Raw genomic sequence first — 21964 nt, forward strand, 5'->3', positions numbered from 1 at the left:
TCAGCCGGCGGCGGGGCTGACCCGGGAGAGGTCGCCGAGCGTGGCGGCCATCTCGGTCTCGAGCCGGGCCACCAACGCCTCGTCGACGCTCCACCCGCACACCTCGAGCCAGTTCGCGAGCACGCGGTGACCGCCCTGGGTCAGCACCGACTCGGGATGGAACTGGACTCCGTGCAGGGGGAGCTCGCGGTGTCGCAGGGCCATGACGATCCCGCCCGCGGTGTGGGCGGTGGCCTCGAGCTCGGCGGGCACCGTGTCCGGGAGCACCGTCAGCGAGTGGTAGCGGGTGGCGGTGAAGGGCTGCGGCAGACCCGCCAGCACCCCTGAGCCGTCGTGGTCGACCAGGCTCGTCTTGCCGTGCATGAGCTCCGGGGCGCGGTCGACGGTGGCCCCCAGCGCCACCCCGATGGCCTGGTGACCGAGGCAGACCCCCAGCAGCGGGGTGCGATCGGCCACGGCGCGGTGCACGAGCTCGACGCTGCGCCCGGCCCGCTCGGGGGTCCCCGGGCCCGGGCTCAGCAGCACCCCGGCGTGGCCGGACGTGTCGTCCAGGGCCGGGTCGTCGTTGCGCACCACGTCGACGTCCACGCCCAGCTGCCCGAGGTACTGCACGAGGTTGTAGACGAAGCTGTCGTAGTTGTCGACGACGAGGATCCGCATGCGCGCACACGCTACGGGCCGCGACCAGGCGTCGGGCTACTGCCCGACCACGGAGACGTCGTTGAACGGCAGCAGCGGTCCCACGGCCGGGAACACCACCGTCATGAGCAGGGCCAGCACGGCGAGCAGCAGCACGAGGGCGAGTACTAGCCGCACCACCACCGGCCCGGGCAGGGTCCGCCAGATCCACGTGTACATCTCAGCCCTTCGCCATCTCGGGCGGCACCGCACCGGGTGCCGACGCGCTCTTGGGGTACTGCTTCACCATCACGGCGTGGATGATCATCCGCTGCCGGGCGGAGTACCGGGGGTGGCAGGTGGTGAGCGTCAGCAGCGACACCGCGTCCGCCCCGGTGGGGGCGGCGGCCGCGTCGCCGGGAACCGGGGAGATGACGTCGCCCTGCGAGGGATCCACGATCTGGCGGCCGACGACGCCGGTGTACGCGCCGCCGAGGGGGGCCACGGCGGCATCGTTGTCGGCCGTGCCGGTGCAGCTCGCGTCGGTGGCGCCCTTGCCCGCGCCCCACCCGTCCACCTCCTCCGACATCGGCAGCACCCGGTAGACGTACCAGGTGTCCGCGGTCTCGGTGATGATCGAGTCGCAGGACTGCAGCAGGTCGAGATCGTTGAACGGGGCCCCCTGGCCCACCCGGTGCCCGGCCACGGCGAAGTTGCCCGGCTGGCCGGGGAACGCGGTGCCCGCGTAGTGCCCGGGGCCGACGGCCAGGGCTTCCTGGGTGGTGCCCTCCACCACGGTGAACTGGTAGTCCGAGCCGAAGGACGGCACGTAGAGCTTCGCGAAGCCGGCTCCGAGGGCGACGGTGGACTGGCCGGTGCGTTCCTGGCCGACCACCGGGGTCGCGATGGTGGGGTTGTCGCCGTTCGCCCACTCCTGGTCCAGAGCTGTGGTGACGTCGCTCTGCTTGCCGGCAGAGACGAGATCGGTCCAGTACAGCTCGTAGACGACGAACAGCAGCAGCACCAGACCCACGGTGATGAGCAGCTCGCCGAGGCCGCGGACGCCGGTGCGCACCCGGTCCCCGCGGTGGCGGGACGGCCGGGGGCCGGGGGGTGGGGCGTCGTCGAGGGCGGTGCTCACCGGGGGACCTCCTGGGCCTGGCTCAACCTGATCGACCCCGTGTAGGCGGGGGCGGTGATGTCATCGGCAGCGTCGACCACGTACCCGAGGCCGAACCGTGCCACGTACTGCTTGTAGATGGCCACCCCGCGCTCCGCGTCGAGCGCGTCGCGCAGCCGCCCGGGGTCACCTATGGCTGCAACGACGTAGGGCGGGCTGTAGGTGCGCCCGTCGAGCAGCAGGGTGTTGCCGATGCACCGGGGGGCCGAGGTGGTCACCACGCGCTGGTCCTGGACCACCACGGCGTCCGCGCCGCCCGCCCAGAGCGCGTTGAGCACGCTCTGCAGGTCCTGCTGGTGCACCACGAGGTCGTCGGGGGCAGCGCCGGCCGGGTAGCGGCCGTCCGCGTCGCGCGCCGCGTCGGTGAGCGTGACGCTGATCCCAGGACCGGTGAGCGCCGTGAGCCCCGCGGCCTCGTCGAGCGCGTCCGCCCGGGCCAGGGTGGCGGCCACCTGCGCGTCGGACGAGCCGGACCCCCGCTGAGCCGCGTCCACGTCCGCGACGAGCTGGGTGCGCCGGGCCTGCACGGCGTCCACCTCGCCCTGCGCCGTGCGCACCAGGTCCGAGAGCCGGGTGCTGCTGCCGGCCCGCAGCTCACCGCCCTGCGCGGTCTCGCGCGTCGCGGACAGCAGCAGCCCCGCGAGCAGGAGCACCACGGGGACGGCCACCCGCCACCCCCGTCCAGAGGCACCGCCCACCGTCGAGGTCCCTCCGCTCGCGCACGCCTGTCGTGACGCCCACCACGGTAGCCTGTGGGCAGAAGACCACCGTGAGGTCGGGCGTGCGCGCGTGCACCCCGCCCACCACCTCCACCCCAGCAAGGGACGACATGCCCAAGTCGAAGGTCCGCAAGAAGCCCGCGTACGCCGGAGCGGGCAACCTCCGCACGCCGCAGAAGGTCCAGGCCGGGCCGTCCAACCCCGTCTACGTCGCCGTCATGCTCGGGCTGATGCTGCTCGGGCTCGCGTGGCTCGTCGTCAACTACCTGGCCGGGGACAAGATCCCCTTCATGGTGACGCTCGGCGCGTGGAACTTCCTCATCGGCTTCAGCCTGATGGTCGTCGGGCTGCTGATGACCATGCGGTGGCGCTGACCGCGGACCACCGACCGTCACCAGGGCACGGCCGACGCGTCGCAGCTGGGGCTCATGACACGGGTGTGATTCATCCCCAGTGTGGACAGGTCCTGCGGATGGGTCCGCCGCGCACGGGTCACCCCGGTGGATGAGCCCGGGCCCGCAGTCGCGAGCTGGTCCACGAAGCCTGCGGCGGTCGCGGCCGCCGGCGGCGGTGCGGTGGCGTTCCTCGCGCTCGCCCTGCTCTCCGGGGACGCCGCCGGGAGGTTGCTGCTCGGTCTCGCCGTGCTGGGGCTCGCGGTGGCGACCGTCCTCGGGGCACGGCTGCGTCCGCGGCTGTCCGTCGACGTCCACGGGTTGACCGTGCGAGGGGTCACCGGCACCCTGCGGCTGACCTGGTCCGAGGTGGAGCAGGTGGAGGTGGTGCGCACGCGGCGGCTCGGTCGGGAGGTTCCCGTGCTGGAGATCAGCCCGCGCGACACCGAGCAGCGGGTCGGCGCGCTCGTGGTGCTCACCCGCCTCGATCTCGGCGCGGAGCCGCAGGACGTCCACGACAGGCTGCTCGCCGTCCGGATGGGACAGCTCTAGCCGGCGCCTCCCGGGGCGTCCTACAGGCCGTACTCGGTCCGCAGCTGCACCACGCGCAGCACCACGGCCACCAGCAGCACCACGGCGAGGGCGACGAGCCCGGCCACCTGGATCCGCGTCCGCCCGGCCCCGGCGGGGGCGTACAGCAGCACCCCACCCGCCACGGCCCCGGCCACGAGACCGCCGAGGTGGCCGAACAGCGAGATCCCGGGGACGGTGACGCTGATGACGACGTTGATCCCGATGACCGTGAACACCGGGACCAGGCTCCGACGCAGCTTCAGCAGCACCACCGCCAGGCCACCCATCAGCCCGAAGACCGCACCCGAGGCACCCACCGTCGCGCTCACGGGGTTCTCGAACAGCATCACGCTGGTGGATCCGCCGAGCAGCGAGACGGCGTAGAGCGCCCCGTACCGCCAGCGGCCCAGGACCATCTCCAGCTCGCGGCCCAGCACGTACAGGGCGTACATGTTCAGGGCCAGGTGGAGCAGTCCGTAGTGCAGGAACGCGCTGACGACGAGCCGTCCGTAGCCGCCCTCGGCCACCCCCACCGGCCACAGCGAGAACAGGCCGAAGAAGTCGGAGTCGCTGTTGGTCATCACGCTGCGCGCGAGGACGGCGGTGAGCAGGTACAGGGCGACGCTGACGCCCAGCAGGGCGTAGGTGACCACCGGGGTGGACTGCTGCACCCGGGCACCGGCCACCGTGGCGGCCGAGCGCACCTCCTTCTGCCCCTCGGAGACGCACACCACGCACTGGAAGCCGACCGCGGCCTCGCGCAGGCACTCAGGACAGGCCGGGCGCCCGCAGCGGGCGCAGCGCAGCCCGGTGGACCGCTCCGGGTGCCGGAAGCAGGTGGTCGGCCCGGAGGAGAACCCCCCGGCCGGGGGGCCGTGGGGCGGCGGCGACCCCGGCCGGGGCGGCGCCCAGCCCTGGTCGTGCGGACCGGGGGGTGGGCCCCAACCGGGGGTGCTCATCGCTGCGGGGTGTCCTCGGGGTGGCGCGGGGTCAGGCCTGCTCGACGGAGATCCGCTCGATGACCACGGGCTCGACCGGACGGTCGGAGCGGTCCACCGAGGTGGTGCCGATGGCGTCCACGACGGCCTTCGACTCCGCGTCGGCCACCTCGCCGAAGATCGTGTGCTTGCGGTTGAGGTGCGGGGTCTTGGCGGTGGTGATGAAGAACTGCGACCCGTTGGTGCCGGGCCCGGCGTTGGCCATGGCCAGCAGGTACACCCGGTCGAACTGCAGCTCGGGGTGGAACTCGTCGGCGAAGCGGTAGCCGGGGCCGCCACGGCCGGTGCCCGTGGGGTCGCCGCCCTGGACCATGAATCCGTCGATGACGCGGTGGAAGACGGAACCGTCGTAGAACGGGCCCGACGTGCCGCCGGAGGCGTTGGTGTCCGAGTACTCCTTGGTGCCGTCGGCCAGGCCGACGAAGTTCGCGACCGTCTTGGGCGCGTGGTCGCCGAACAGCGCGATGCGGATGTCGCCACGGTTGGTGTGCAGCGTGGCGGTCGCGGTGGCCGGGGCTGAGGTGTCGCTCGCGGGTGAAGTCACGCACCCCATCCTGCCACTGCCCCCGGGTCGGTGCCGCGGGCCCGCCGTCCGGCACCCGGTGCTGCGGGTGGCGCCGACGGGCAGGATGGGGGCCGACGGGTGGTCGCCGGGCGCCCGCGGAGCACGGGGAGCGCGATGAACGAGGTGACGGTGCTGTCCACCGCCGGGGAGCTCACGGGGCGGGTGGTCGGCCACGGGGTGGTCCTGGCTCGGCGCGGGGTGGTGGCCGGCACGCGGACGGCCACCACGCTGGGGGTGCTGGCGGGGCGGGCGACCTCGCGGGCCGCCGCGGACGCGGTGCGCGCGCGGCACCGGGTGGTCGAGCGGGCTGGGGAGCTGTCCCTGCCGAGCCCGGACGCGGTGCGCCGCGACCTCGCCGCCACCATCGCGCCCCGCCGGCGGCGGCGCTGGCCGTGGGTGGTGCTGGTTCTCGGCGCGCTCGCCGGCGGCGCGGTGGTGGTGGCCTCCCGACGGTCGGTGGCACCGCCGCCCGCCCCCGCCCCGCCCCGGGTCGAGGACGTGGCTCCCGCCGAGCCCAGAACCGCCGAGCCCGGCACCACCGAGCCCGGCACCACCGAGCCCGCGGCGGCCGAGCCCGCGGCGGCCGAGCCCGCGGCGGCCGACCCGGCAGTCACAGACCCAGGGCGCTGATCACCTGCTCGGTGACGCGCCGGGCCTTGACCGACTGCTCCTGGTTGCTGGTGACCACCACGGCCACCGCACCCTTCGCCACGGCGTAGACGGCGCCGCCGGGACCACCGCTGCTGCCCCCGGTCCACCCGGCCGGCTGGTCGGCGGGATTGGTGGTGGCCACCGGCGCCGCCCGGTCCACGGCGGCGGTGGCGAGCTCGGCGCTGGGGGCGGCGTAGACCCACACGCTGAGCTGCGGGCTGCCGTCCCCGCGGGCGAAGAAGCAGGCGGGGGGGTCCTGCGTGGGGTCGAGCTTGACCCCGTAGACCTTCTCGCCGTTGAACGCCGAGACGTCGTCCGCGGAGAGGTAGGGACAGTTGCCCGCCGTCTGCGCGGTCGGCACCGCCGGCAGCGCAGCCGCGGGGGCGGGGGCCGGTGCCGCGGTGGACGGTTCCGTGGACGGCCTGGGCGCCGTCGTGGTGACCGGGGAGGTCGTGACCGCTGCGGCGGGCTGCCCGCCGCCGCTGCACCCCGCGAGCAGGACGGCGGTCGCGGCCAGTGCGGCAGCGGGGGCGGTGCGCATGCGCCCACGGTAGCGGCCAGACGTCCCCCGGACTCGTGGACGCCGGGGCGGGGTTCGTCCTGACGCCACGGCCGTCCTCGGGGCTGCGGGAGACCGCGCCGGTCGACCGGTGGAGACGAGGGGAATCGAACCCCTAACCCCTGCCTTGCAAAGGCAGTGCTCTGCCAATTGAGCTACGTCCCCTGGGGTGCTGACTCAGGAGGGTGGTGCCGCCGAGCGCGAGGGAGCGGCGGGGGCGGTGGCCTCGTGCCAGAGGTCGGCCTCGTCCCGGCCGCCCCGGCGCCGGGAGATGCTGAACGCTGCACCCGCTGCGGCGACGAGGACGAGGAGGATCTTCATGATCGAAGCTCCTCCTCGTCTCGCCGTTCGACGTGGGCCTAGGTGGACTTGAACCACCGGCCTCTTCCTTATCAGGGAAGCGCTCTAACCGTCTGAGCTATAGGCCCGGGTGCGATCGCTGAGGTTACCCGACCGCGGGGCGCAGACGAAAACGCGCGCCCCGCGGTCCGTCAGTCGCGCTCGGTCAGGGTGACCTCGACGCCACCGGCGAGGTCGGCCGAGAGGTTGTAGACGAACGAGCTGAGGGTCGCCAGCGCGGTGAACAGCACGACGTTGACGAGCCCGATCACCGCGGCCACGCCGAAGACCCGACCCGGTCCGATGAGGGCGCCCCCGCCGCCAGCGGGGTCGCTCACCGTCACGAAGTCGGTGAACGTCTTGTTGATGCTGCTCCACACGCCCATGCCGTCGAGGACGAGGTAGAGCACGCCCACTGCGATCATCCACACCAGGAACAGTGCCACCGAGAGCACCAGCGAGATCTTCAGCGCCGACCACGGGTCGATGTGCTTGACCTGCAGCGCCGCCCTGCGCGGGCCACGCCCCGACGTCCGGGGGGTCGGGGTGCTGGGACGGGCGTCGGTCCGCGGGCTCCGTGGGCCGTCCGTGCTGGTCCGGCGCGCGGCGGACAGGTCCGGCATGTCCGTCGGCACGTCTGCGCGGCGGATCTGGCTGGTGGGGGCGTCGACGACGGCGGTGGTCCGGAGCGGCCCGTCGCCCCGCTCCGGCCGGCTGCTGCCCGACCGGGTGCTGTCGGTCCGGGTGCTGTCGGTCCGGGTGCTGTCGGTCCGGGTGCTGTCGGTCCGGGTGCTGTCGGTGCCGGCCGAGCCCGCGGGCACCTGGGCGCCACCCTTGCCCTGGCTGCCGGCGGCACTGCCCCGCTGCCACGGGGGCGGACTGCCGGCCGAGCTGTCGTCGCGGCGGCCGGGCTCGGACGGAGTGGTCATGACTGCTCCTCAGGGGTGGGCTCGACATCGGTCGGTGCGCCCGGGTCCAGCTCGGTCGCGGGGTCGCCGGGCTCACCGGACTCGTCGGCGTTGCGGGCGATGGCGATGAGGGTGTCGCCCTCTCCGAGGTTCATCAGGCGCACCCCCTTCGTCTGCCGACCCGCCTTGCGCACCGACTTGGCGGTGGTGCGGATGACCCCACCACCGGACGTGATGGCGTACAGCTCGTCGTCGATGTCGGCGATCAGCGCTCCGACCAGCGTGCCACGGCGCCGGTCGTACTGGATGGTGAGCACGCCCTTGCCCCCACGGCCCTGCACCGGGTAGTCCTCCATGGCGGTGCGCTTGGCGAAGCCGCCGGCCGTCGCGACCAGCAGGAACATGCCGTCCTTGACGACGTTCAGGCTGAGCAGTGCGTCCTCGCCGTTGAAGCGCATGCCGAGCACGCCCGAGGTGGCCCGTCCCATCGGGCGCAGCACCTCGTCGGTGGCCGAGAACCGGATCGACTGGCCACCGGCGGAGACCAGCAGCAGGTCGTCGTCGGCCGAGCAGAGCACCGCGCCGATCAGCTCGTCCTCCTCGCGGAGGTTGATCGCGATGACACCGCCCTGGCGCGGGGAGTCGAAGTCCGTCAGCCGTGACTTCTTGACCAGGCCGCCCTTGGTCGCCAGCACCAGGTAGGGCATCACCTCGTAGTTCTTGATCTGGATGACCTGGGCGATGCGCTCGTCGGGCTGGAAGGCGAGCAGGTTCGCCACGTGCTGGCCGCGGGCGGTGCGGTTGGCCTCCGGCAGCTCGTAGGCCTTGGCGCGGTACACCCGTCCCTTGGTGGTGAAGAACAGGATCCAGTCGTGGGTGGAGCAGACGAAGAAGCGGCTGACGATGTCGTCCTGCTTCAGCCCGGCACCCTGCACACCCTTGCCGCCGCGCTTCTGCGACCGGTACAGGTCGGTGCGGGTGCGCTTGGCGTAGCCGGTCTCGGTGATGGTGACCACCACGTCCTCGCGGGCGATGAGGTCCTCCATGGACACGTCGCCGTCGGCGGGAATGATCCGGCTGCGGCGCTCGTCGCCGAACTTGTCCACGATCTCGGTGAGCTCGTCGCGGACGATGGCCCGCTGGCGCTCGGGCTTGGCCAGGATGTCCTCGAGGTCTGCGATCTCGACCTCGATCTCGGCCAGCTCGTCGATGATCCGCTGGCGCTCCAGCGCCGCCAGCCGGCGCAGCTGCATGTCCAGGATGGCCTGGGCCTGCAGCTCGTCGACCTCGAGCAGCTCCATCAGACCGGTGCGGGCAACCTCGGCCGAGGCGGAGGCCCGGATGAGGGCGATGACCTCGTCGAGCGCGTCGAGCGCCTTGACCAGCCCGCGCAGGATGTGGGCCCGCTCCTCGGCCTTGCGCAGCCGGTAGCGGGTGCGCCGGACGATGACGTCGAGCTGGTGGGTGATGTACAGCCGGATCATCTTGTCCAGCCGCAGGGTCCGCGGCACCCCGTCGACGATGGACAGGTTGTTCACCCCGAAGCTGGTCTGCAGCTGGGTGTGCTTGTAGAGGTTGGCCAGCACCACCTTGGCCACCGCGTCGCGCTTGAGCGTGAGCACGATCCGCATGCCGCCGCGGTCGGAGGACTCGTCGTGGATGTCGGAGATGCCGGCGATCTTGCCGTCGCGCAGCTGCTCGGCGATGCTCGTGACGAGGTTGTCGGGGTTCACCTGGTACGGCAGCTCGGTGCACACCAGCGTCGTGCGCCCGCGGGCGTCCTCCTCCACCTCGACCACCCCGCGCATGCGCACCGAGCCCCGACCGGTGGTGTACGCGTCGCGGATGCCCTCGGAGCCCACGATGAGGGCGCTCGTCGGGAAGTCCGGCCCGGTGACCCGCTCCATGCAGGCGGCCAGGGTGGCCTCGTCGTCGGCCTCGTGGTTGTCCAGCGCCCACACCACCGCTGCGCCCACCTCGCGGAGGTTGTGCGGGGGCATGTTGGTCGCCATGCCCACGGCGATGCCGCCGGAGCCGTTGACGAGCAGGTTCGGGAAGCGGCTGGGCAGGACGTTCGGCTCAGAGGTCTTGCCGTCGTAGTTCGGGGAGAAGTCGACGGTCTCCTCGGTGATCTCGCGGAGCATCTCCATCGCGAGCGGGGTGAGCCGGCTCTCGGTGTAGCGCATGGCGGCGGCCGGGTCGTTGCCCGGGGAGCCGAAGTTGCCCTGGCCGTCGATGAGCGGGTACCGCATGGACCACGGCTGGGCCAGGCGGACCAGGGTGTCGTAGATCGAGGTGTCGCCGTGCGGGTGGTAGTTGCCCATCACCTCGCCGACGACGCGGGCGCACTTGACGTAGCTGCGGTCCGGGCGGAAGCCGCTGTCGTACATGGCGTACAGCACGCGGCGGTGCACCGGCTTGAGGCCGTCCCGCACGTCCGGCAGGGCGCGGCCGACGATGACGCTCATCGCGTAGTCGATGTAGCTGCGCTGCATCTCCTGCTGGATGTCTACGGGCTCGACGCGGTCGCGGGCCGCCCCGGAGCCACCGTCGGTGAAGCCGGGCGGCGGACCCTCGGGGGGCAGCGTGGTGTCGGTCATGAGGGCCTCCGGCCGGGGTGTGAAGGAAAGCTCGCGTCCTGGGTCGAGAAATCACGCACGTGCGGCGTAGCCGCCTACACGTCGAGGAACCGGACGTCCTTGGCGTTGCGGGTGATGAAGCTGCGGCGGGCCTCGACGTCCTCACCCATCAGGACGCTGAACAGCTCGTCGGCGGTGGCGGCGTCGTCGAGGGTGACCTGGCGCAGGATGCGGTGCTCCGGGTCCATCGTGGTCTCCCACAGCTCCTTGGCGTTCATCTCGCCGAGGCCCTTGTACCGCTGGACGCCGTCGTCCTTGTTGATCTTGCGGTTGGACTCGAGGCCGGCCTTGAGCAGCACGTCGCGCTCGTGGTCGGAGTACACGAAGTCCGGCTCGCCCTTGCTCCACTTGATCTTGTACAGCGGCGGCGCGGCGAGGTAGACGTGACCGTGCTCCACGAGCGGGCGCATGAAGCGGAACAGCAGCGTCATGAGCAGCGTGGAGATGTGCTGGCCGTCCACGTCGGCGTCCGCCATCAGGATGATCTTGTGGTAGCGCAGCTTGGCCAGGTCGAACTCGTCGTGGATCCCGGTGCCCAGGGCGGTGATGATCGCCTGGACCTCGGTGTTCTTCAGCACCCGGTCGATGCGGGCCTTCTCGACGTTGATGATCTTCCCGCGCAGCGGCAGGATCGCCTGGAACATCGAGTCGCGGCCGGACTTCGCCGAGCCGCCGGCGGAGTCGCCCTCCACGACGTAGATCTCCGACAGGCTCGGGTCGTTGGAGCGGCAGTCGCTGAGCTTGCCCGGCAGGCCGCCGATGTCGGTGGCGCTCTTGCGGCGCACCAGCTCGCGAGCCTTGCGCGCGGCCACCCGGGCCTGGGACGAGGAGATCGCCTTGCTGACGATGGTCCTGGCGTCGGCGGGGTTGCGCTCGAACCAGTCGGAGAGCCACTCGTTGCAGGTCTTGATGACGAAGCTGCGCACCTCGGTGTTGCCGAGCTTGGTCTTGGTCTGGCCCTCGAACTGCGGCTCGCCCACCCGCACGCTGACGATGGCGACGAGGCCCTCGCGGATGTCCTCGCCGGTGAGCGAGTCATCCTTCTCCTTGAGCAGCTTCTTCTCCCGGGCGTACTTGTTGACCACGCCGGTGAGCGCGGAGCGGAAGCCCTCCTCGTGGGTGCCGCCCTCGATCGTGTTTATGGTGTTGGCGAAGGTGTGCACCGAGGCGGTGTAGCCGTTGTTCCACTGCATGGCCACCTCCACCTCCTGCCCCGTCCCGCTGGCGGTGAAGCCGACGACCGAGGTGTGCAGGGGGTTCTTGGACTTGTTGAGCCACCGGACGTAGTCCTCGAGCCCACCGGGGTAGTGGTAGCTGCGGGACTTCACCCGGGCACTGTTGCCGTCGGCGTCCTCCACGGCGTCCGCGTCGCTGACCCGCTCGTCGAGCAGGGTGATGGTCAGGCCCTTGTTCAGGAACGCCATCTCGCGCAGCCGGGTGGAGATGGTCTCGAAGCTGAAGACGGTGGTCTCGAAGATGGAGTCGTCCGGCCAGAACCGCACCGTGGTCCCCGTGCGCTCGGACGGCCCGACCTCGACCAGGGGGCCGGGCTTGGCGTAGAGGTACGTCTGGGTGAAGTTCTTGCCGTCGCGGAGGATGTCGACCTCGAGCCGGCGGGACAGCGCGTTGACGACGCTGATGCCCACGCCGTGCAGCCCGCCGGAGACGGCGTAGGAGTCGGAGTCGAACTTGCCGCCGGCGTGGAGCACGGTGAGCACGACCTCGACGGTGGGCTTCTTCTCGACCGGGTGCATCTCGGTGGGGATCCCGCGGCCGTCGTCGACGACCTGCAGACCGCCGTCGGCCAGCAGGGTCACCTCGACGCGGGTGGCGTAGCCGGCCATCGCCTCGTCGACCGAGTTGTCCACCACCTCCTGGACGAGGTGGTGCAGCCCCCGCTCACCGGTGGAGCCGATGTACATGCCGGGACGCTTGCGGACGGCGTCGAGGCCCTCGAGGACGGTGATCGAGGACGCGCCGTAGGACGGCTTCTTGTCAGCCACGAGCGGTCTGGGTCTCCTCAGCCTGGGGTGCGCGGGCGGTTCCCCCGAGCGGGGTCGCGCGCACCGTGCGGTGCAGTGCTCCACCACTCTACTGCCCCGGGCGCGCGCAGGTGGCCCTCCAGCACCCCTGAGAGCGCCGTGGCGGCCGCACCGGCGCTACAGATGGTCCGGGGCGCGGCCGGGTCGATCGGTGGGGCCGCCAGGACGGCTCAGCCCGACGACCCGGCTCCTAGCCGTAGGTGTCGCGGGGCCCACGACCGCGCACCGTGCGCTCGCCGTGCTTCCAGCTGGGCGCCGCGGGGCCGCGCACGGTCAGCTTCGTGACGACGCCGTGGCCCACCCCGGCCGCGATCTTGGCGAGGATCTGGCGCTGCAGGGTGCGCAGCTGGCTCGCCCAGGCCGTGGACTCCGCCCGCACCACCAGCTCGCCGCCCACCAGCGACTCGGGCTGGGCGTGGTCGGCGATGTCCGCACCCACCAGGCTGTTCCACCGGCCCAGCACGGCCCCGGCCGCGATCTCCTCCGACCAGCCCCGGCTGCGCACGAGACCGGCGGCCAGGCTCGCAAAGGTCTGCGGGTCCCGGTCGTCGGCGCCGGGGCCGGACCACCGCCGCCGGCTGCTGCGCGGGGTGCGCGGGGCACCCCGCCGCGGGGACGCGCCACCGCGACCGACCGCCACGCCCCGCTCCTTCGCCGCGGCCCGCGCCTGCTCCAGGGCCCGCCGCGCCAGGTCCACCCCGCGGGGGGCCTCGGCGTCGTCCGGGCTCCGGCGCCCGTCCCCACCATCCACAGGGTTGTGCACATCCTGTGGATCAGCGGTGGGGACAGCGGGGACCGGTGCGTCACGAGGTGGTTGCGGCCCGGCTCCGTCCGCGGGATCGGACCGGCCGTCGTCAGCGGGTCGGCTCTGGTCAGCGGGCCGGCCATCGTCAGCGAACACGGTGCACCTGCGACGTGCGGCCCTGCTCGGTGTCCACCGCCACCACCTCGAACCGGGCGCCGTCGAGCTCTGCGGGCACGTCCTCGGCCACGGCCGCGGTGATGAGCACCTGCTCCGCGGTGGCCGCCACCGTGGCCAGCGCGCTGCGCCGGCGCAGGTCGAGCTCGGCGAAGACGTCGTCGAGCACCAGCACGGGGTCGCTGCCCTCCGCGCGGAGCAGGGCGAAGCTGCCCAGGCGCAGGGCCAGCGCGTAGCTCCACGACTCGCCGTGGCTGGCGTAGCCCTTCGCCGGGTGGTCGCCGAGGGTGAGCTCCACGTCGTCGCGGTGGGGCCCCACCAGGCACACGCCGCGGTCGACCTCCTGGGTGCGCACCCGGGCGAGCTCGCTGAGCAGGCACGCCTCCAGCAGCTCGGGGTCGGCCCGCTCCGCGCCGGGCCGTCCGTACCCCTCGGGCAGCACCTCACCCAGGCTGCTGCGGTAGCGCAGCGCGGCGGGGCGGGACTCCGGGGCCAGCGCCGCGTAGGACCCGGTGACGTGCGGCGCGAGCTCGGCGAGCAGGTCGAGCCGGGCGGCCAGCAGCAGGGAGCCGTGCTCGGCGAGGTGGGTGTCCCACACGTCCAGCGTCGCCGTGGCGGAACCGTCCCGCGCGCCTCCCCGGCGCAGCGCCGCACCGGCGGACTTGAGCAGGGCCGAGCGCTGGCGCAGCACCTTCTCGTAGTCGGCCCGCACCCCGGCCAGCCGGGGACGTCGTGTCACGAGCAGGTCGTCGAGGAAGCGGCGGCGCTCGCCGGGGTCGCCGCGCACCAGGGCGAGGTCCTCGGGGGCGAAGAGCACCGTGCGCAGGATCCCGAGCACCTCCCGCGGCCGGCCGACCGGCGAGCGGTTGATCCGGGCCTTGTTGGCCCTGCCGGGGGTGATGGCCACCTCGACCAGCAGCTCGCGGCCGTCGTTGACCACCGCGGCGCGGGCCACGGCGCGCTCCGCCCCGCTGCGCACCAGGGGCGCGTCGGTGGAGACCCGGTGCGAGGAGAGGGTGGCCAGGTAGCCGACGGCCTCCACCAGGTTCGTCTTGCCCTGCCCGTTGCGACCGAGCAGCACGCTGACCCCGGGCGCCAGCGCGAGCTCCGCGCTCGGCCACGACCGGAAGTCGGTGACCCCCAGGTGTCGGACGTGCACGAGGGCTAGCTGGTGGCGCCGGAGCCCGAGGTGGGACCCGCCTTGTGCACGTCGTGCCCGCCGAACTGGTTGCGCAGCGCCGCCACGGCCTTCATGGTCGGCGAGGTGTCCTGCCGGGAGGCGAAGCGGGCGAACAGGGCCGCGGAGATCACCGGCACGGGCACCGAGTGGTTGATGGCCTCCTCCACCGTCCAGCGCCCCTCGCCGGAGTCGGCCGTCCAGCCGGAGATCTTGCTGAGGCCCGGGTCCTGCTCCACCGCCTTGACCAGCAGGTCGAGCAGCCAGGAGCGCACCACCGTCCCGCGGGTCCACGCCTTGAGCACCGCGGGGACGTCGGTGACGAGGTCCTCGGCCTCGAGCAGCTCGAAGCCCTCGGCGTAGGCGGCCATCAGGCCGTACTCGATGCCGTTGTGGACCATCTTGGAGTAGTGCCCGGCCCCCACCGGACCGGCGTGCGCGAAACCCTCCTCGCGCGGACCCTCCGGACGCAGCGCGTCGAAGACCGGCATGGCCCGCGCCACGTCCTCGGCGGACCCGCCGGCCATGAGGCCGTAGCCGTTGTCCAGGCCCCACACGCCGCCGGACACCCCGCAGTCGAGGTAGCCGATGCCCTTGGCGTCGAGCAGCGCGGCGTTCGGTCCGTCGTCGGTGAACCGGGAGTTCCCGCCGTCGATGACCAGGTCACCGGGGCTCAGCACGTCGGCCAGCTCGCTGACGGTGTCCCGGGTGATCGGACCCGAGGGCACCATCACCCAGATGATCCGAGGACCCTCGAGCGCCCCCGCGAGCTCGGCCAGCGAGGCGACGTCGGTGACCTCGGGCCGTGGGTCGTAGCCCACGACGTCGATGTCCGCACGGCGCAGGCGCTCGCGCATGTTGAAGCCCATCTTGCCCAGTCCGACCAGTCCGACCTTCATGGTTCTGGATCCTTCCAGAAGATCGGCGGTGGGCAGGACGCGAGGTGGGCGCGGGGGTCCGCTCAGCCCGGCAGGCGGACCGGCATGAGCAGGTAGGTGTACTCGCTCACCGGCGCCGGGAAGGGTCCGTCGCCCTCCAGGGGCACTGACTCGGCCGGCGCCGGACGCAGCACCGCGGGCCGGCTCGGGGTGGTGAACCCCATGAGCACGCGCTCGCTGTGCAGCACCGCCAGACCGTCGAGCAGGTAGCCGGGGTTGAACGCGATGGTGAGCGGCTCCCCGGTGAAGTCGGCCGGGAGCTCCTCCTCGGCCTTGCCCTCGTCGTCGCCCCCCGCGGAGAGCTTCAGCCCGTCGGCGGAGAACTCCAGGCGCACCTGCGCGCCGCGCTCGGACATCAGGGCCACCCGCTTGATCGACTCCACGAGCGGGGCCACGTCCACCTCCGCCACGGACGCGTGCTCGGCCGGGAGCAGCTGGCGGAACTTCGGGAACTCGGCGTCCAGCAGGCGGGTGGTGGTGCGGCGGCCGGCCCCGGCCAGGCCCATCAGACCGTCGCCGGCCCCCGGCGTGAGAGAACCCAGCGCCAGCTGCACGTCACCGGCGCCGCTGAGGGTCTTGGCCGACTCGCTGAGGGTGCGGGCCGGCACGAGCACGGCGGTCGACACGGCGGCACCGGTGGTCTCGTCCGGGTTCCAGGTGAACTCCCGGACGGCGAGGCGGAAGCGGTCGGTGGCGGCCAGCACCACGGTGGAGCCCTCGATCTCCACCCGGACCCCGGTGAGCATCGGCAGCGTGTCGTCGCGACCGGCGGCCACGGCGACCTGGGCCACGGCCTCGGCGAACGCGTCACCCGGCAGCGACCCGGTGCTCGACGGCATCGCGGGCAGCTGCGGGTAGTCCTCGACCGGCATGGTCGGCAGCGAGAAGCGGGCACTGCCGCAGACGATCTGGACCCGGGTGCCGTCCACCGTCACGTCGACCGGCTTGTTGGGCAGCGAGCGCGTGATGTCGGCGAGCAGCCGGCCCGAGACGAGCACGCGACCGGCCTCGGCGACCTCGGCCGCGACACCGACCTGGGCCGAGACCTCGTAGTCGAAACCGGACACCGTGAGGCCGTCGCCGGCATCGCCGCTGCCGGGAGCTCCCGTGGCGAGCAGGACACCACCGAGGACCGGGACCGGCGGGCGCGAGGGCAGGCTCCTGGCGACCCAGGCCACGGCCTCGGCGAGCTCCTCGCGAGCGACCCGGAACTTCATCGGCGGAACTCCATGCTCGGGCGCGTCCTCTCGGGTGCTGCGTGGGGGCGGGCCGTGGAACGGGGCCCGGACGCACCACCGTAGAGGCTGGACGGCGCCCGGGGAACCTCACCCGGGGGCAGGTCGGACGGTGCGTGCCCGCTCGTCCACACACCGGTTCTTCAAGTACTTCTCTCCAGGAAGAGAACAACAGAAGTAGTAACGCCTGTGGACCCTGGGGACGGTGGTCCTGCCGTGCTGGTGGACAGGCGTGGCGGGATGTGGACGGCCTGGGGACCGCACCAGGACGGCGGTCCCCAGGCGGGGGCACCGACCGTGGGTGCCGACGGTCGTCCCCAACCAGACCCAGGTTGTCCCCAGCCTTGTGCACAGGTGTGGGTGAACCACGCATCGAGGGTTTCCGGGACGGTGCCGAGGCTCCGACGGCAGCACTGCCGACCCCCGGCGCGGGTGTCCAGGCCTCCGGGGCAGCCCGCGTGCGGCCAGCACGTCCCCGGCGCACCCGGCGCACCCGGCGCACCACCGCGTGCGCCGGCCGCGCTCCGACCCCGGCACCTCCGGGAGGTGCCTGTGCCCCCCGCAGGCGCCGCGGTGCGGGTGGCGCCGCGGTGCGGGTGGTGGAGCGCCGACCTGGACGGTCAGCGGCGGGAGCGCTGCTTGATGCGCGCGGTGAGCTCCTGCACCTGGTCGTAGGTGGTGCGCCGCTCGGCCATCTCCTTGCGGATCTTCTTGTCGGCGTGCATCACCGTGGTGTGGTCGCGGCCGCCGAAGGTCTGCCCGATGCGCGGCAGGGACAGGTCGGTCAGCTCCCGGCAGAGGTACATCGCGATCTGGCGGGCGTTCGCCACGGCACGGGTCTTGCCCGGGCCGCACAGCTCGTCGAGGGAGTTGCCGAAGTACTCGGCGGTGACGGCCATGATCGTCGCGGCGTTGATCTCGAGGCTGGAGGCGTCGGGGATGAGGTCGCGCAGCACGATCTCGGCGAGCGCCTGGTCGACCGGCTGCTGGTTGAGCGAGGCGAACGCGGTCACGCGGATGAGGGCGCCCTCGAGCTCGCGGATGTTGCGCTCGATGCGGCTGGCGATGAACTCGAGCACGTCGGCGGGCACCGCGAGCCGGTCCATCTGCGCCTTCTTGCGCAGGATCGCGATGCGCGTCTCCAGCTCGGGCGGCTGCACGTCGGTGATCAGGCCCCACTCGAACCGGGTGCGCAACCGGTCCTCCAGGGTCGCGAGCTGCTTGGGCGGGCGGTCGGAGGACACCACGATCTGCTTGTTGGCGTTGTGGAGGGTGTTGAAGGTGTGGAAGAACTCCTCCTGGGTGCCCTCCTTGCCCTCCAGGAACTGGATGTCGTCCACGAGCAGCACGTCGATGTCGCGGTAGCGGCGCTGGAAGGCCACCTTGCGGTCGTCGCGCAGGCTGTTGATGAAGTCGTTGGTGAACTCCTCGGTGGACACGTACCGCACGCGCATCCCGGGGAACAGCCGCTGGGCGTAGTGGCCGGCGGCGTGCAGCAGGTGCGTCTTGCCGAGCCCCGACTCCCCCCAGATGAACAGGGGGTTGTAGGCCCTGGCGGGTGCCTCGGCCACCGCGACGGCCGCCGCGTGGGCGAACCGGTTGGAGGCACCGATGACGAAGGTGTCGAAGGTGTACTTGGCGTTGAGCCGGGTCTGGGACGGAGTCGGCGTGGGCGCCCGGCTGGTCGAGTAGCTCGGCCAGATCTCGTGCACGGTGGCGAGCGCGTCACGCTCCTCGTCCACCTCGTCGGCGTCGTCCTCCACCGCGTCGGCGGGCGCGGCGTCCTGGACCACCGTCTCGCCGTGCGACGCGGGACGGACGGCCCCGTCAGCGGGTGCGGCGTCCACGATCTTGGAGGCCTCGTCGACCTTGACGGCGAGGGAGACCTCGAACCCCAGGTGGCGGCTGAGGGCAGCGGTGATCGGCTCGCGGAGCCCGCGCTCGATCGCCTCCTTGGCGAAGGCGGTGGGCGCGGCCAGCAGCGCGAAGCCGTCGACGAGAGCCACCGGGCGGGTCAGGCGCAACCAGGCCCGCTGCTGGCCGGAGAGCACGGGCGCCCCGGGTGCGGCCGGGCTGCTCAGCTCACCCACGACGTCGTCCCAGACGGCGTGGAGCTCTCGTGGTTCGTCGACCACCTGGTGATCTCCTCCCGGGCAGGTCCCGGACGTGGTCGCGGGCGCGGTCCGTGGACGGCTCCCGGAGGTCGGATCGCGTCCACAGGGTTGTCCACAGCTGTGCAGAACCTACGGCCACGGGACCCGGAGCACCGTGGTGGTGCCGGGCTGGGTGCGCGTGAGGCTGACCTGCTCCTGGCCTCCCCTGCCGGAGCTCGCGGATCGCGATCGATCCTGTGCGGTGGTGCGTCGTGGTGCACCGGCAGCGGCCGGTGCACCCGGGGTGGATCTTCCGCGGGGACGCTAACAACACCGGGCCTCGGTCCACAAGGTGCCAGCACGGAGCGGGGCCAGGGGCAAGCACCGCCCCGGCTCGGCGTGTCGCCGCCGGTCCGGTGGTTTGACCGCCCCTGGGGCGCTGCGTACCCTCGGAAGGTCACTGGCAGCGCCCGTGGCGGTGCCGTGCTGTCCCGGTCCTCGTCGAGGCCCGCGCGGGTGGCACGCACAGCACAGACCGTCGATCCACCGATGTACAGGGAGTTCTCACCGTGGCCAAGGGCAAGCGGACGTTCCAGCCGAACAACCGGCGTCGTGCACGCGTGCACGGCTTCCGCCTGCGCATGCGGACCCGTGCCGGTCGCGCGATCGTGTCGGCGCGCCGCCGCAAGGGTCGCGACGAGCTGACCGCCTGATCTTCCCGCCGTGCTGCCGGCCGACCAGCGCCTGACGCGACCGGCGGAGTTCTCTGCGACGGTCCGACACGGGCGTCGGGCCGGGCGACCACGCGTCGTCGTCCACGTCCTGCCGCCCGGCCCAACGTCCTCGGCAGCCCGGTCCCACCTCGACCAGCGCCCGGAGCCGGTGACCCCGGCCCCGGGCATCGTCGTGCACCCACGGTCGGCGAGGGTGGGGCTGGTGGTGAGCAAGGCCGTCGGGAACGCCGTGGTGCGTCACCGGGTCTCCCGGCGGCTGCGGCACGTGGTGGGCCCGCTGGTGCCGAGGCTGGCCACGGGAACCGCCGTGGTGCTGCGAGCCCTTCCGGCGGCCGCCACGGCCACGTCGGCCGAGCTCGCGGCGGACGTGGGCTCGGCGCTTCGCCGCCTGGGTGTGCTGGACGACCAGCCGTGACCGCGACCGGCGCCGCGGCCCGGCTGTGGCACCTGCCCGCCGATCTGCTCGTGCGGCTGGTGCGGCTCTACCAGGTGTGGATCTCCCCCATGACCCCCCCGAGCTGCCGCTACAGCCCGGTCTGCAGCCAGTACGCGGTGGAGGCCCTGCGCGAGCGCGGTGCCGTGATCGGGGTCACCCTGACCCTCTGGCGCCTGCTTCGGTGCAACCCCTGGCAGTCTGGAGGGTGGGACCCCGTGCCCCACGGCAAGGACAAGAGGAGCGAGTAGGACAGTGCTGAACTTCATCTACTACCCGGTGTCGGCCATCTTGTGGTTCTGGCACAAGGTGTTCGGCTACGTGCTGGGTCCCTCCAGCGGGGTGGCCTGGGCCCTCTCGGTGATCTTCCTCGTGTTCACCCTCCGTGCGGTCCTGTTCAAGCCGGCCGCGAACCAGCTGAAGACGCAGCGCCAGATGCAGGAGTTCCAGCCGCAGATCAAGGCGCTGCAGAAGAAGTACGCCAAGGACCGCCAGAAGCTGGCCGTGGAGATGCAGAAGCTGCAGAAGGAGAACGGGTTCAACCCGCTCTCCAGCTGCTTGCCGATCCTGCTGCAGGCGCCGGTGTTCATCGGGCTGTTCCACGTGCTGCGCTCGTTCAACCGGACCACCGGTGGCTTCGGCCGTTCCGCCATGTCCGTGACGGACAACGCGAACACGGCCAACTACGTCTTCAGCGTCAGCGACGTGCAGTCCTTCCTCGACGCCAAGCTGTTCGGGGCCCCGCTGGCGGCCCAGATCAGCTCGACGCCCGAGCAGCTCCTGGTCTACGTGACGAAGGTCGGCGAGACCGTCACCCGGGTGGACATCGCCCTGGTGGCGGTGCCGCTGATGATCATCGCCGGCATCGCGACGCACTTCACCGCGCGCGCCTCGGTCGCCCGACAGGCGGCCAACGCCGCGACGGCCGCGGCCGCCACCCCGCAGACCGCGATGATGAACAAGCTCATCCTCTGGGTGTTCCCGCTGTTCGTGGTCGTCGGTGGACCGTTCTTCCCGGTCGCCATCCTGCTGTACTGGCTGAGCAACAACGGGTGGACGCTCGTCCAGCAGCACTACCTGTTCGCCAACATGGCCAAGCAGGAGGAGGCAAAGCGGGCCGACGTCGTGGAGCGGCGGGCGGCCACGGCACCCAAGCCCGGTGCCAAGCCGCTCAGCACGAAGAAGAAGGCCCCACCCACTGCTGCTGATCCGGCGGTGGACCTGGTGAAGCCCGCCGACGAGGGGCCGGCGTCCACCGTCGCGGAGCCTTTCGTGGATCCAGGGGCGAACCGGCCGTCGCGGCCGTCGGCGGCCTCCCGCAAGGGTGGGACGAACCGTGCGGCCCGGGCCACCTCGAGCACCGGTGCGACGTCGTCGTCCGCCCGTCCACCGCGCAAGAAGCGCTGAGCCGGTCTGATGCAGGAACGAGGAGTGGAGCACGTGGTGGACGAACGAGCCGTGGACGCAGCAGAGCAGGGTGAGGCGCCGCCGGTGGTCGCCGACGAGACCGAGGCACCGTCCGTGCCCGCGGTCGAGGGTGACGGAACCGAGCGCAGCACGAGCCTCTCCGGAGACGCCGGAGACGCCGGCGACGACGGGGACGACGACGAGGACGAGGACGATCCCCTCGTCGAGGAGGGCGAGATCGCCGGTGACTACCTCGAGCAGCTGCTCGACGTGCTGGACTTCGACGGTGACATCGACCTCGACGTGGAGGGCGATCGCGCGATGGTGAGCATCGACGGTGGCAGCGACCTGCAGAAGCTGGTGGGGGGTGGCGAGGTGCTCGACGCCCTGCAAGAGCTGACCCGGCTGGCCGTTCAGCAGGTGACCGGCGAGCGCAGCCGGTTGATGCTGGACATCGCGGGGTGGCGCGCCGCGCGACGGGAGAAGCTGACGGCGCTGGGCGTTGCCGTGGCCGCCCGTGTGCTGTCCTCGGGTGAGCGCGAGGAGCTCGACCCGATGACGCCCTTCGAGCGCAAGATCGTGCACGACGCGGTGGCGGGGATCGACGGCGTGGTCAGCGAGAGCGAGGGTGCGGAGCCGCAGCGCCGTGTGGTGGTCCTGGTCCCCAGCTGACCCTGCGTCGTGAGACGGCCCCCGGTGCGTGCACCGGGGGCCGTCCTGCGTCGCGGGCCCCTGGCCACAGCGCAGGTCGTCCGAACGCCCGGGTGCTCGTGGCGGTGGACTCCGGTCGAATGACACGGCTGTTGTTCGTGACCAAGATGTTTCACGTGAAACCGCGTCGACGC

General features: G+C 72.3%; 24 protein-coding genes and 2 tRNA genes. 8 read left to right on the plus strand and 18 right to left on the minus strand.

From position 1 onward, the window contains the following. Genes RHODO2019_RS16345 through RHODO2019_RS16360 form a run of 4 tightly spaced genes read right to left on the minus strand, consistent with a single transcriptional unit; the run spans position 1 to position 2466 of the window. Positions 1-660 carry an aminodeoxychorismate/anthranilate synthase component II gene (locus RHODO2019_RS16345; protein ID WP_265382771.1) on the minus strand — a complete coding sequence of 220 codons (660 nt, stop codon included), beginning with the start codon at positions 658-660 and terminating at the stop codon, positions 1-3. Between the two features lie 36 nt (positions 661-696). Next, complete coding sequence (locus RHODO2019_RS16350; RefSeq protein ID WP_265382772.1) at positions 697-858, minus strand: hypothetical protein; 162 nt, start codon at positions 856-858, stop codon at positions 697-699. A gap of 1 nt (position 859) precedes the next feature. Then, positions 860-1759, minus strand: coding sequence for a class E sortase (locus tag RHODO2019_RS16355; RefSeq protein WP_265382773.1), 900 nt, complete (start codon positions 1757-1759; stop codon positions 860-862). Beyond that, positions 1756-2466: a DUF881 domain-containing protein gene (locus RHODO2019_RS16360; RefSeq protein ID WP_265382774.1), complete on the minus strand. Its 711-nt coding sequence runs from the start codon at positions 2464-2466 to the stop codon at positions 1756-1758. The genes RHODO2019_RS16355 and RHODO2019_RS16360 overlap by 4 nt, the downstream gene beginning before the upstream one ends. Positions 2467-2627: 161 nt before the next feature. On the opposite strand from RHODO2019_RS16360, the gene crgA reads away from it, so the two are divergent. Both crgA and RHODO2019_RS16370 read left to right on the plus strand, forming a co-directional pair. Next, on the plus strand, positions 2628-2891 hold the full coding sequence (gene crgA / locus RHODO2019_RS16365) for a cell division protein CrgA (RefSeq protein ID WP_265382775.1): 264 nt from the start codon (positions 2628-2630) through the stop codon (positions 2889-2891). A 126-nt stretch (positions 2892-3017) separates the two neighbouring features. Continuing rightward, positions 3018-3461, plus strand: coding sequence for a PH domain-containing protein (locus RHODO2019_RS16370; RefSeq protein ID WP_265382776.1), 444 nt, complete (start codon positions 3018-3020; stop codon positions 3459-3461). Positions 3462-3481: 20 nt separating this feature from the next. Here the strand turns inward: RHODO2019_RS16370 and RHODO2019_RS16375 are convergent, their stop codons facing one another. Together RHODO2019_RS16375 and RHODO2019_RS16380 are read right to left on the minus strand one after the other, a co-directional pair. After that, complete coding sequence (locus RHODO2019_RS16375) at positions 3482-4441, minus strand: rhomboid family intramembrane serine protease (protein ID WP_354005547.1); 960 nt, start codon at positions 4439-4441, stop codon at positions 3482-3484. Between the two features lie 31 nt (positions 4442-4472). Next, complete coding sequence (locus tag RHODO2019_RS16380) at positions 4473-5024, minus strand: peptidylprolyl isomerase (protein WP_265382777.1); 552 nt, start codon at positions 5022-5024, stop codon at positions 4473-4475. A 135-nt stretch (positions 5025-5159) separates the two neighbouring features. Between RHODO2019_RS16380 and RHODO2019_RS16385 the strand changes: the two genes are divergently transcribed. Further along, positions 5160-5675 (plus strand): hypothetical protein, encoded by a 516-nt coding sequence (locus RHODO2019_RS16385; protein ID WP_265382778.1) that lies wholly within the window; start codon positions 5160-5162, stop codon positions 5673-5675. On the opposite strand, the gene RHODO2019_RS16390 is transcribed toward RHODO2019_RS16385, so the two are convergent. The 12 genes from RHODO2019_RS16390 to dnaA form a co-directional block, all read right to left on the minus strand. Continuing rightward, positions 5656-6237, minus strand: coding sequence for a DUF2020 domain-containing protein (locus RHODO2019_RS16390; RefSeq protein WP_265382779.1), 582 nt, complete (start codon positions 6235-6237; stop codon positions 5656-5658). The two genes, RHODO2019_RS16385 and RHODO2019_RS16390, sit on opposite strands and share 20 nt — an antisense overlap. 110 nt (positions 6238-6347) lie before the next feature. After that, positions 6348-6420, minus strand: a tRNA-Ala gene (locus tag RHODO2019_RS16395). A gap of 12 nt (positions 6421-6432) precedes the next feature. Next, positions 6433-6576: a DLW-39 family protein gene (locus tag RHODO2019_RS16400; protein WP_265382780.1), complete on the minus strand. Its 144-nt coding sequence runs from the start codon at positions 6574-6576 to the stop codon at positions 6433-6435. Positions 6577-6609: 33 nt separating this feature from the next. Beyond that, a tRNA-Ile gene (locus tag RHODO2019_RS16405) sits at positions 6610-6683 on the minus strand. 63 nt (positions 6684-6746) lie between these two features. Further along, a complete protein-coding gene (locus RHODO2019_RS16410; protein WP_265382781.1) occupies positions 6747-7523 on the minus strand; it encodes a DUF3566 domain-containing protein in 777 nt (258 codons plus the stop codon). After that, a complete protein-coding gene (gene gyrA, locus RHODO2019_RS16415; protein WP_265382782.1) occupies positions 7520-10102 on the minus strand; it encodes a DNA gyrase subunit A in 2583 nt (860 codons plus the stop codon). The genes RHODO2019_RS16410 and gyrA overlap by 4 nt, the downstream gene beginning before the upstream one ends. Before the next feature lie 74 nt (positions 10103-10176). Further along, entirely contained in the window at positions 10177-12144 is a 1968-nt protein-coding gene (gyrB, locus tag RHODO2019_RS16420; protein ID WP_265382783.1) for a DNA topoisomerase (ATP-hydrolyzing) subunit B, read from the minus strand. A gap of 229 nt (positions 12145-12373) precedes the next feature. Further along, positions 12374-12934 (minus strand): DciA family protein, encoded by a 561-nt coding sequence (locus RHODO2019_RS16425; RefSeq protein ID WP_265382784.1) that lies wholly within the window; start codon positions 12932-12934, stop codon positions 12374-12376. Between the two features lie 139 nt (positions 12935-13073). Continuing rightward, complete coding sequence (gene recF, locus RHODO2019_RS16430; protein ID WP_265382785.1) at positions 13074-14261, minus strand: DNA replication/repair protein RecF; 1188 nt, start codon at positions 14259-14261, stop codon at positions 13074-13076. Between the two features lie 5 nt (positions 14262-14266). Then, positions 14267-15178, minus strand: a complete 912-nt coding sequence (gene gnd / locus RHODO2019_RS16435) for a phosphogluconate dehydrogenase (NAD(+)-dependent, decarboxylating) (RefSeq protein WP_265382786.1) — start codon at positions 15176-15178, stop codon at positions 14267-14269. 62 nt (positions 15179-15240) lie between these two features. Further along, positions 15241-16434 (minus strand): DNA polymerase III subunit beta, encoded by a 1194-nt coding sequence (gene dnaN / locus RHODO2019_RS16440; protein WP_265382787.1) that lies wholly within the window; start codon positions 16432-16434, stop codon positions 15241-15243. 638 nt (positions 16435-17072) lie between these two features. Then, complete coding sequence (gene dnaA / locus RHODO2019_RS16445; RefSeq protein ID WP_265382788.1) at positions 17073-18587, minus strand: chromosomal replication initiator protein DnaA; 1515 nt, start codon at positions 18585-18587, stop codon at positions 17073-17075. Positions 18588-19114: 527 nt separating this feature from the next. Here dnaA and rpmH point away from each other — a divergent pair. Genes rpmH through RHODO2019_RS16470 form a run of 5 tightly spaced genes read left to right on the plus strand, consistent with a single transcriptional unit; the run spans position 19115 to position 21791 of the window. After that, complete coding sequence (rpmH, locus tag RHODO2019_RS16450; protein WP_127784541.1) at positions 19115-19258, plus strand: 50S ribosomal protein L34; 144 nt, start codon at positions 19115-19117, stop codon at positions 19256-19258. A 10-nt stretch (positions 19259-19268) separates the two neighbouring features. Further along, positions 19269-19694: a ribonuclease P protein component gene (rnpA, locus tag RHODO2019_RS16455; RefSeq protein WP_265382789.1), complete on the plus strand. Its 426-nt coding sequence runs from the start codon at positions 19269-19271 to the stop codon at positions 19692-19694. Beyond that, positions 19691-19963, plus strand: a complete 273-nt coding sequence (yidD, locus tag RHODO2019_RS16460) for a membrane protein insertion efficiency factor YidD (protein ID WP_265382790.1) — start codon at positions 19691-19693, stop codon at positions 19961-19963. Before rnpA ends, yidD begins: the two co-directional genes overlap by 4 nt. 4 nt (positions 19964-19967) lie before the next feature. Continuing rightward, entirely contained in the window at positions 19968-21119 is a 1152-nt protein-coding gene (gene yidC / locus RHODO2019_RS16465) for a membrane protein insertase YidC (RefSeq protein ID WP_265382791.1), read from the plus strand. A 9-nt stretch (positions 21120-21128) separates the two neighbouring features. Then, a complete protein-coding gene (locus tag RHODO2019_RS16470; RefSeq protein ID WP_435532140.1) occupies positions 21129-21791 on the plus strand; it encodes a Jag family protein in 663 nt (220 codons plus the stop codon). Positions 21792-21964 lie beyond the last annotated feature (173 nt).

The organism is Rhodococcus antarcticus (genome assembly GCF_026153295.1).
GTDB classification, from domain to species: domain Bacteria; phylum Actinomycetota; class Actinomycetes; order Mycobacteriales; family Mycobacteriaceae; genus Rhodococcus_D; species Rhodococcus_D antarcticus.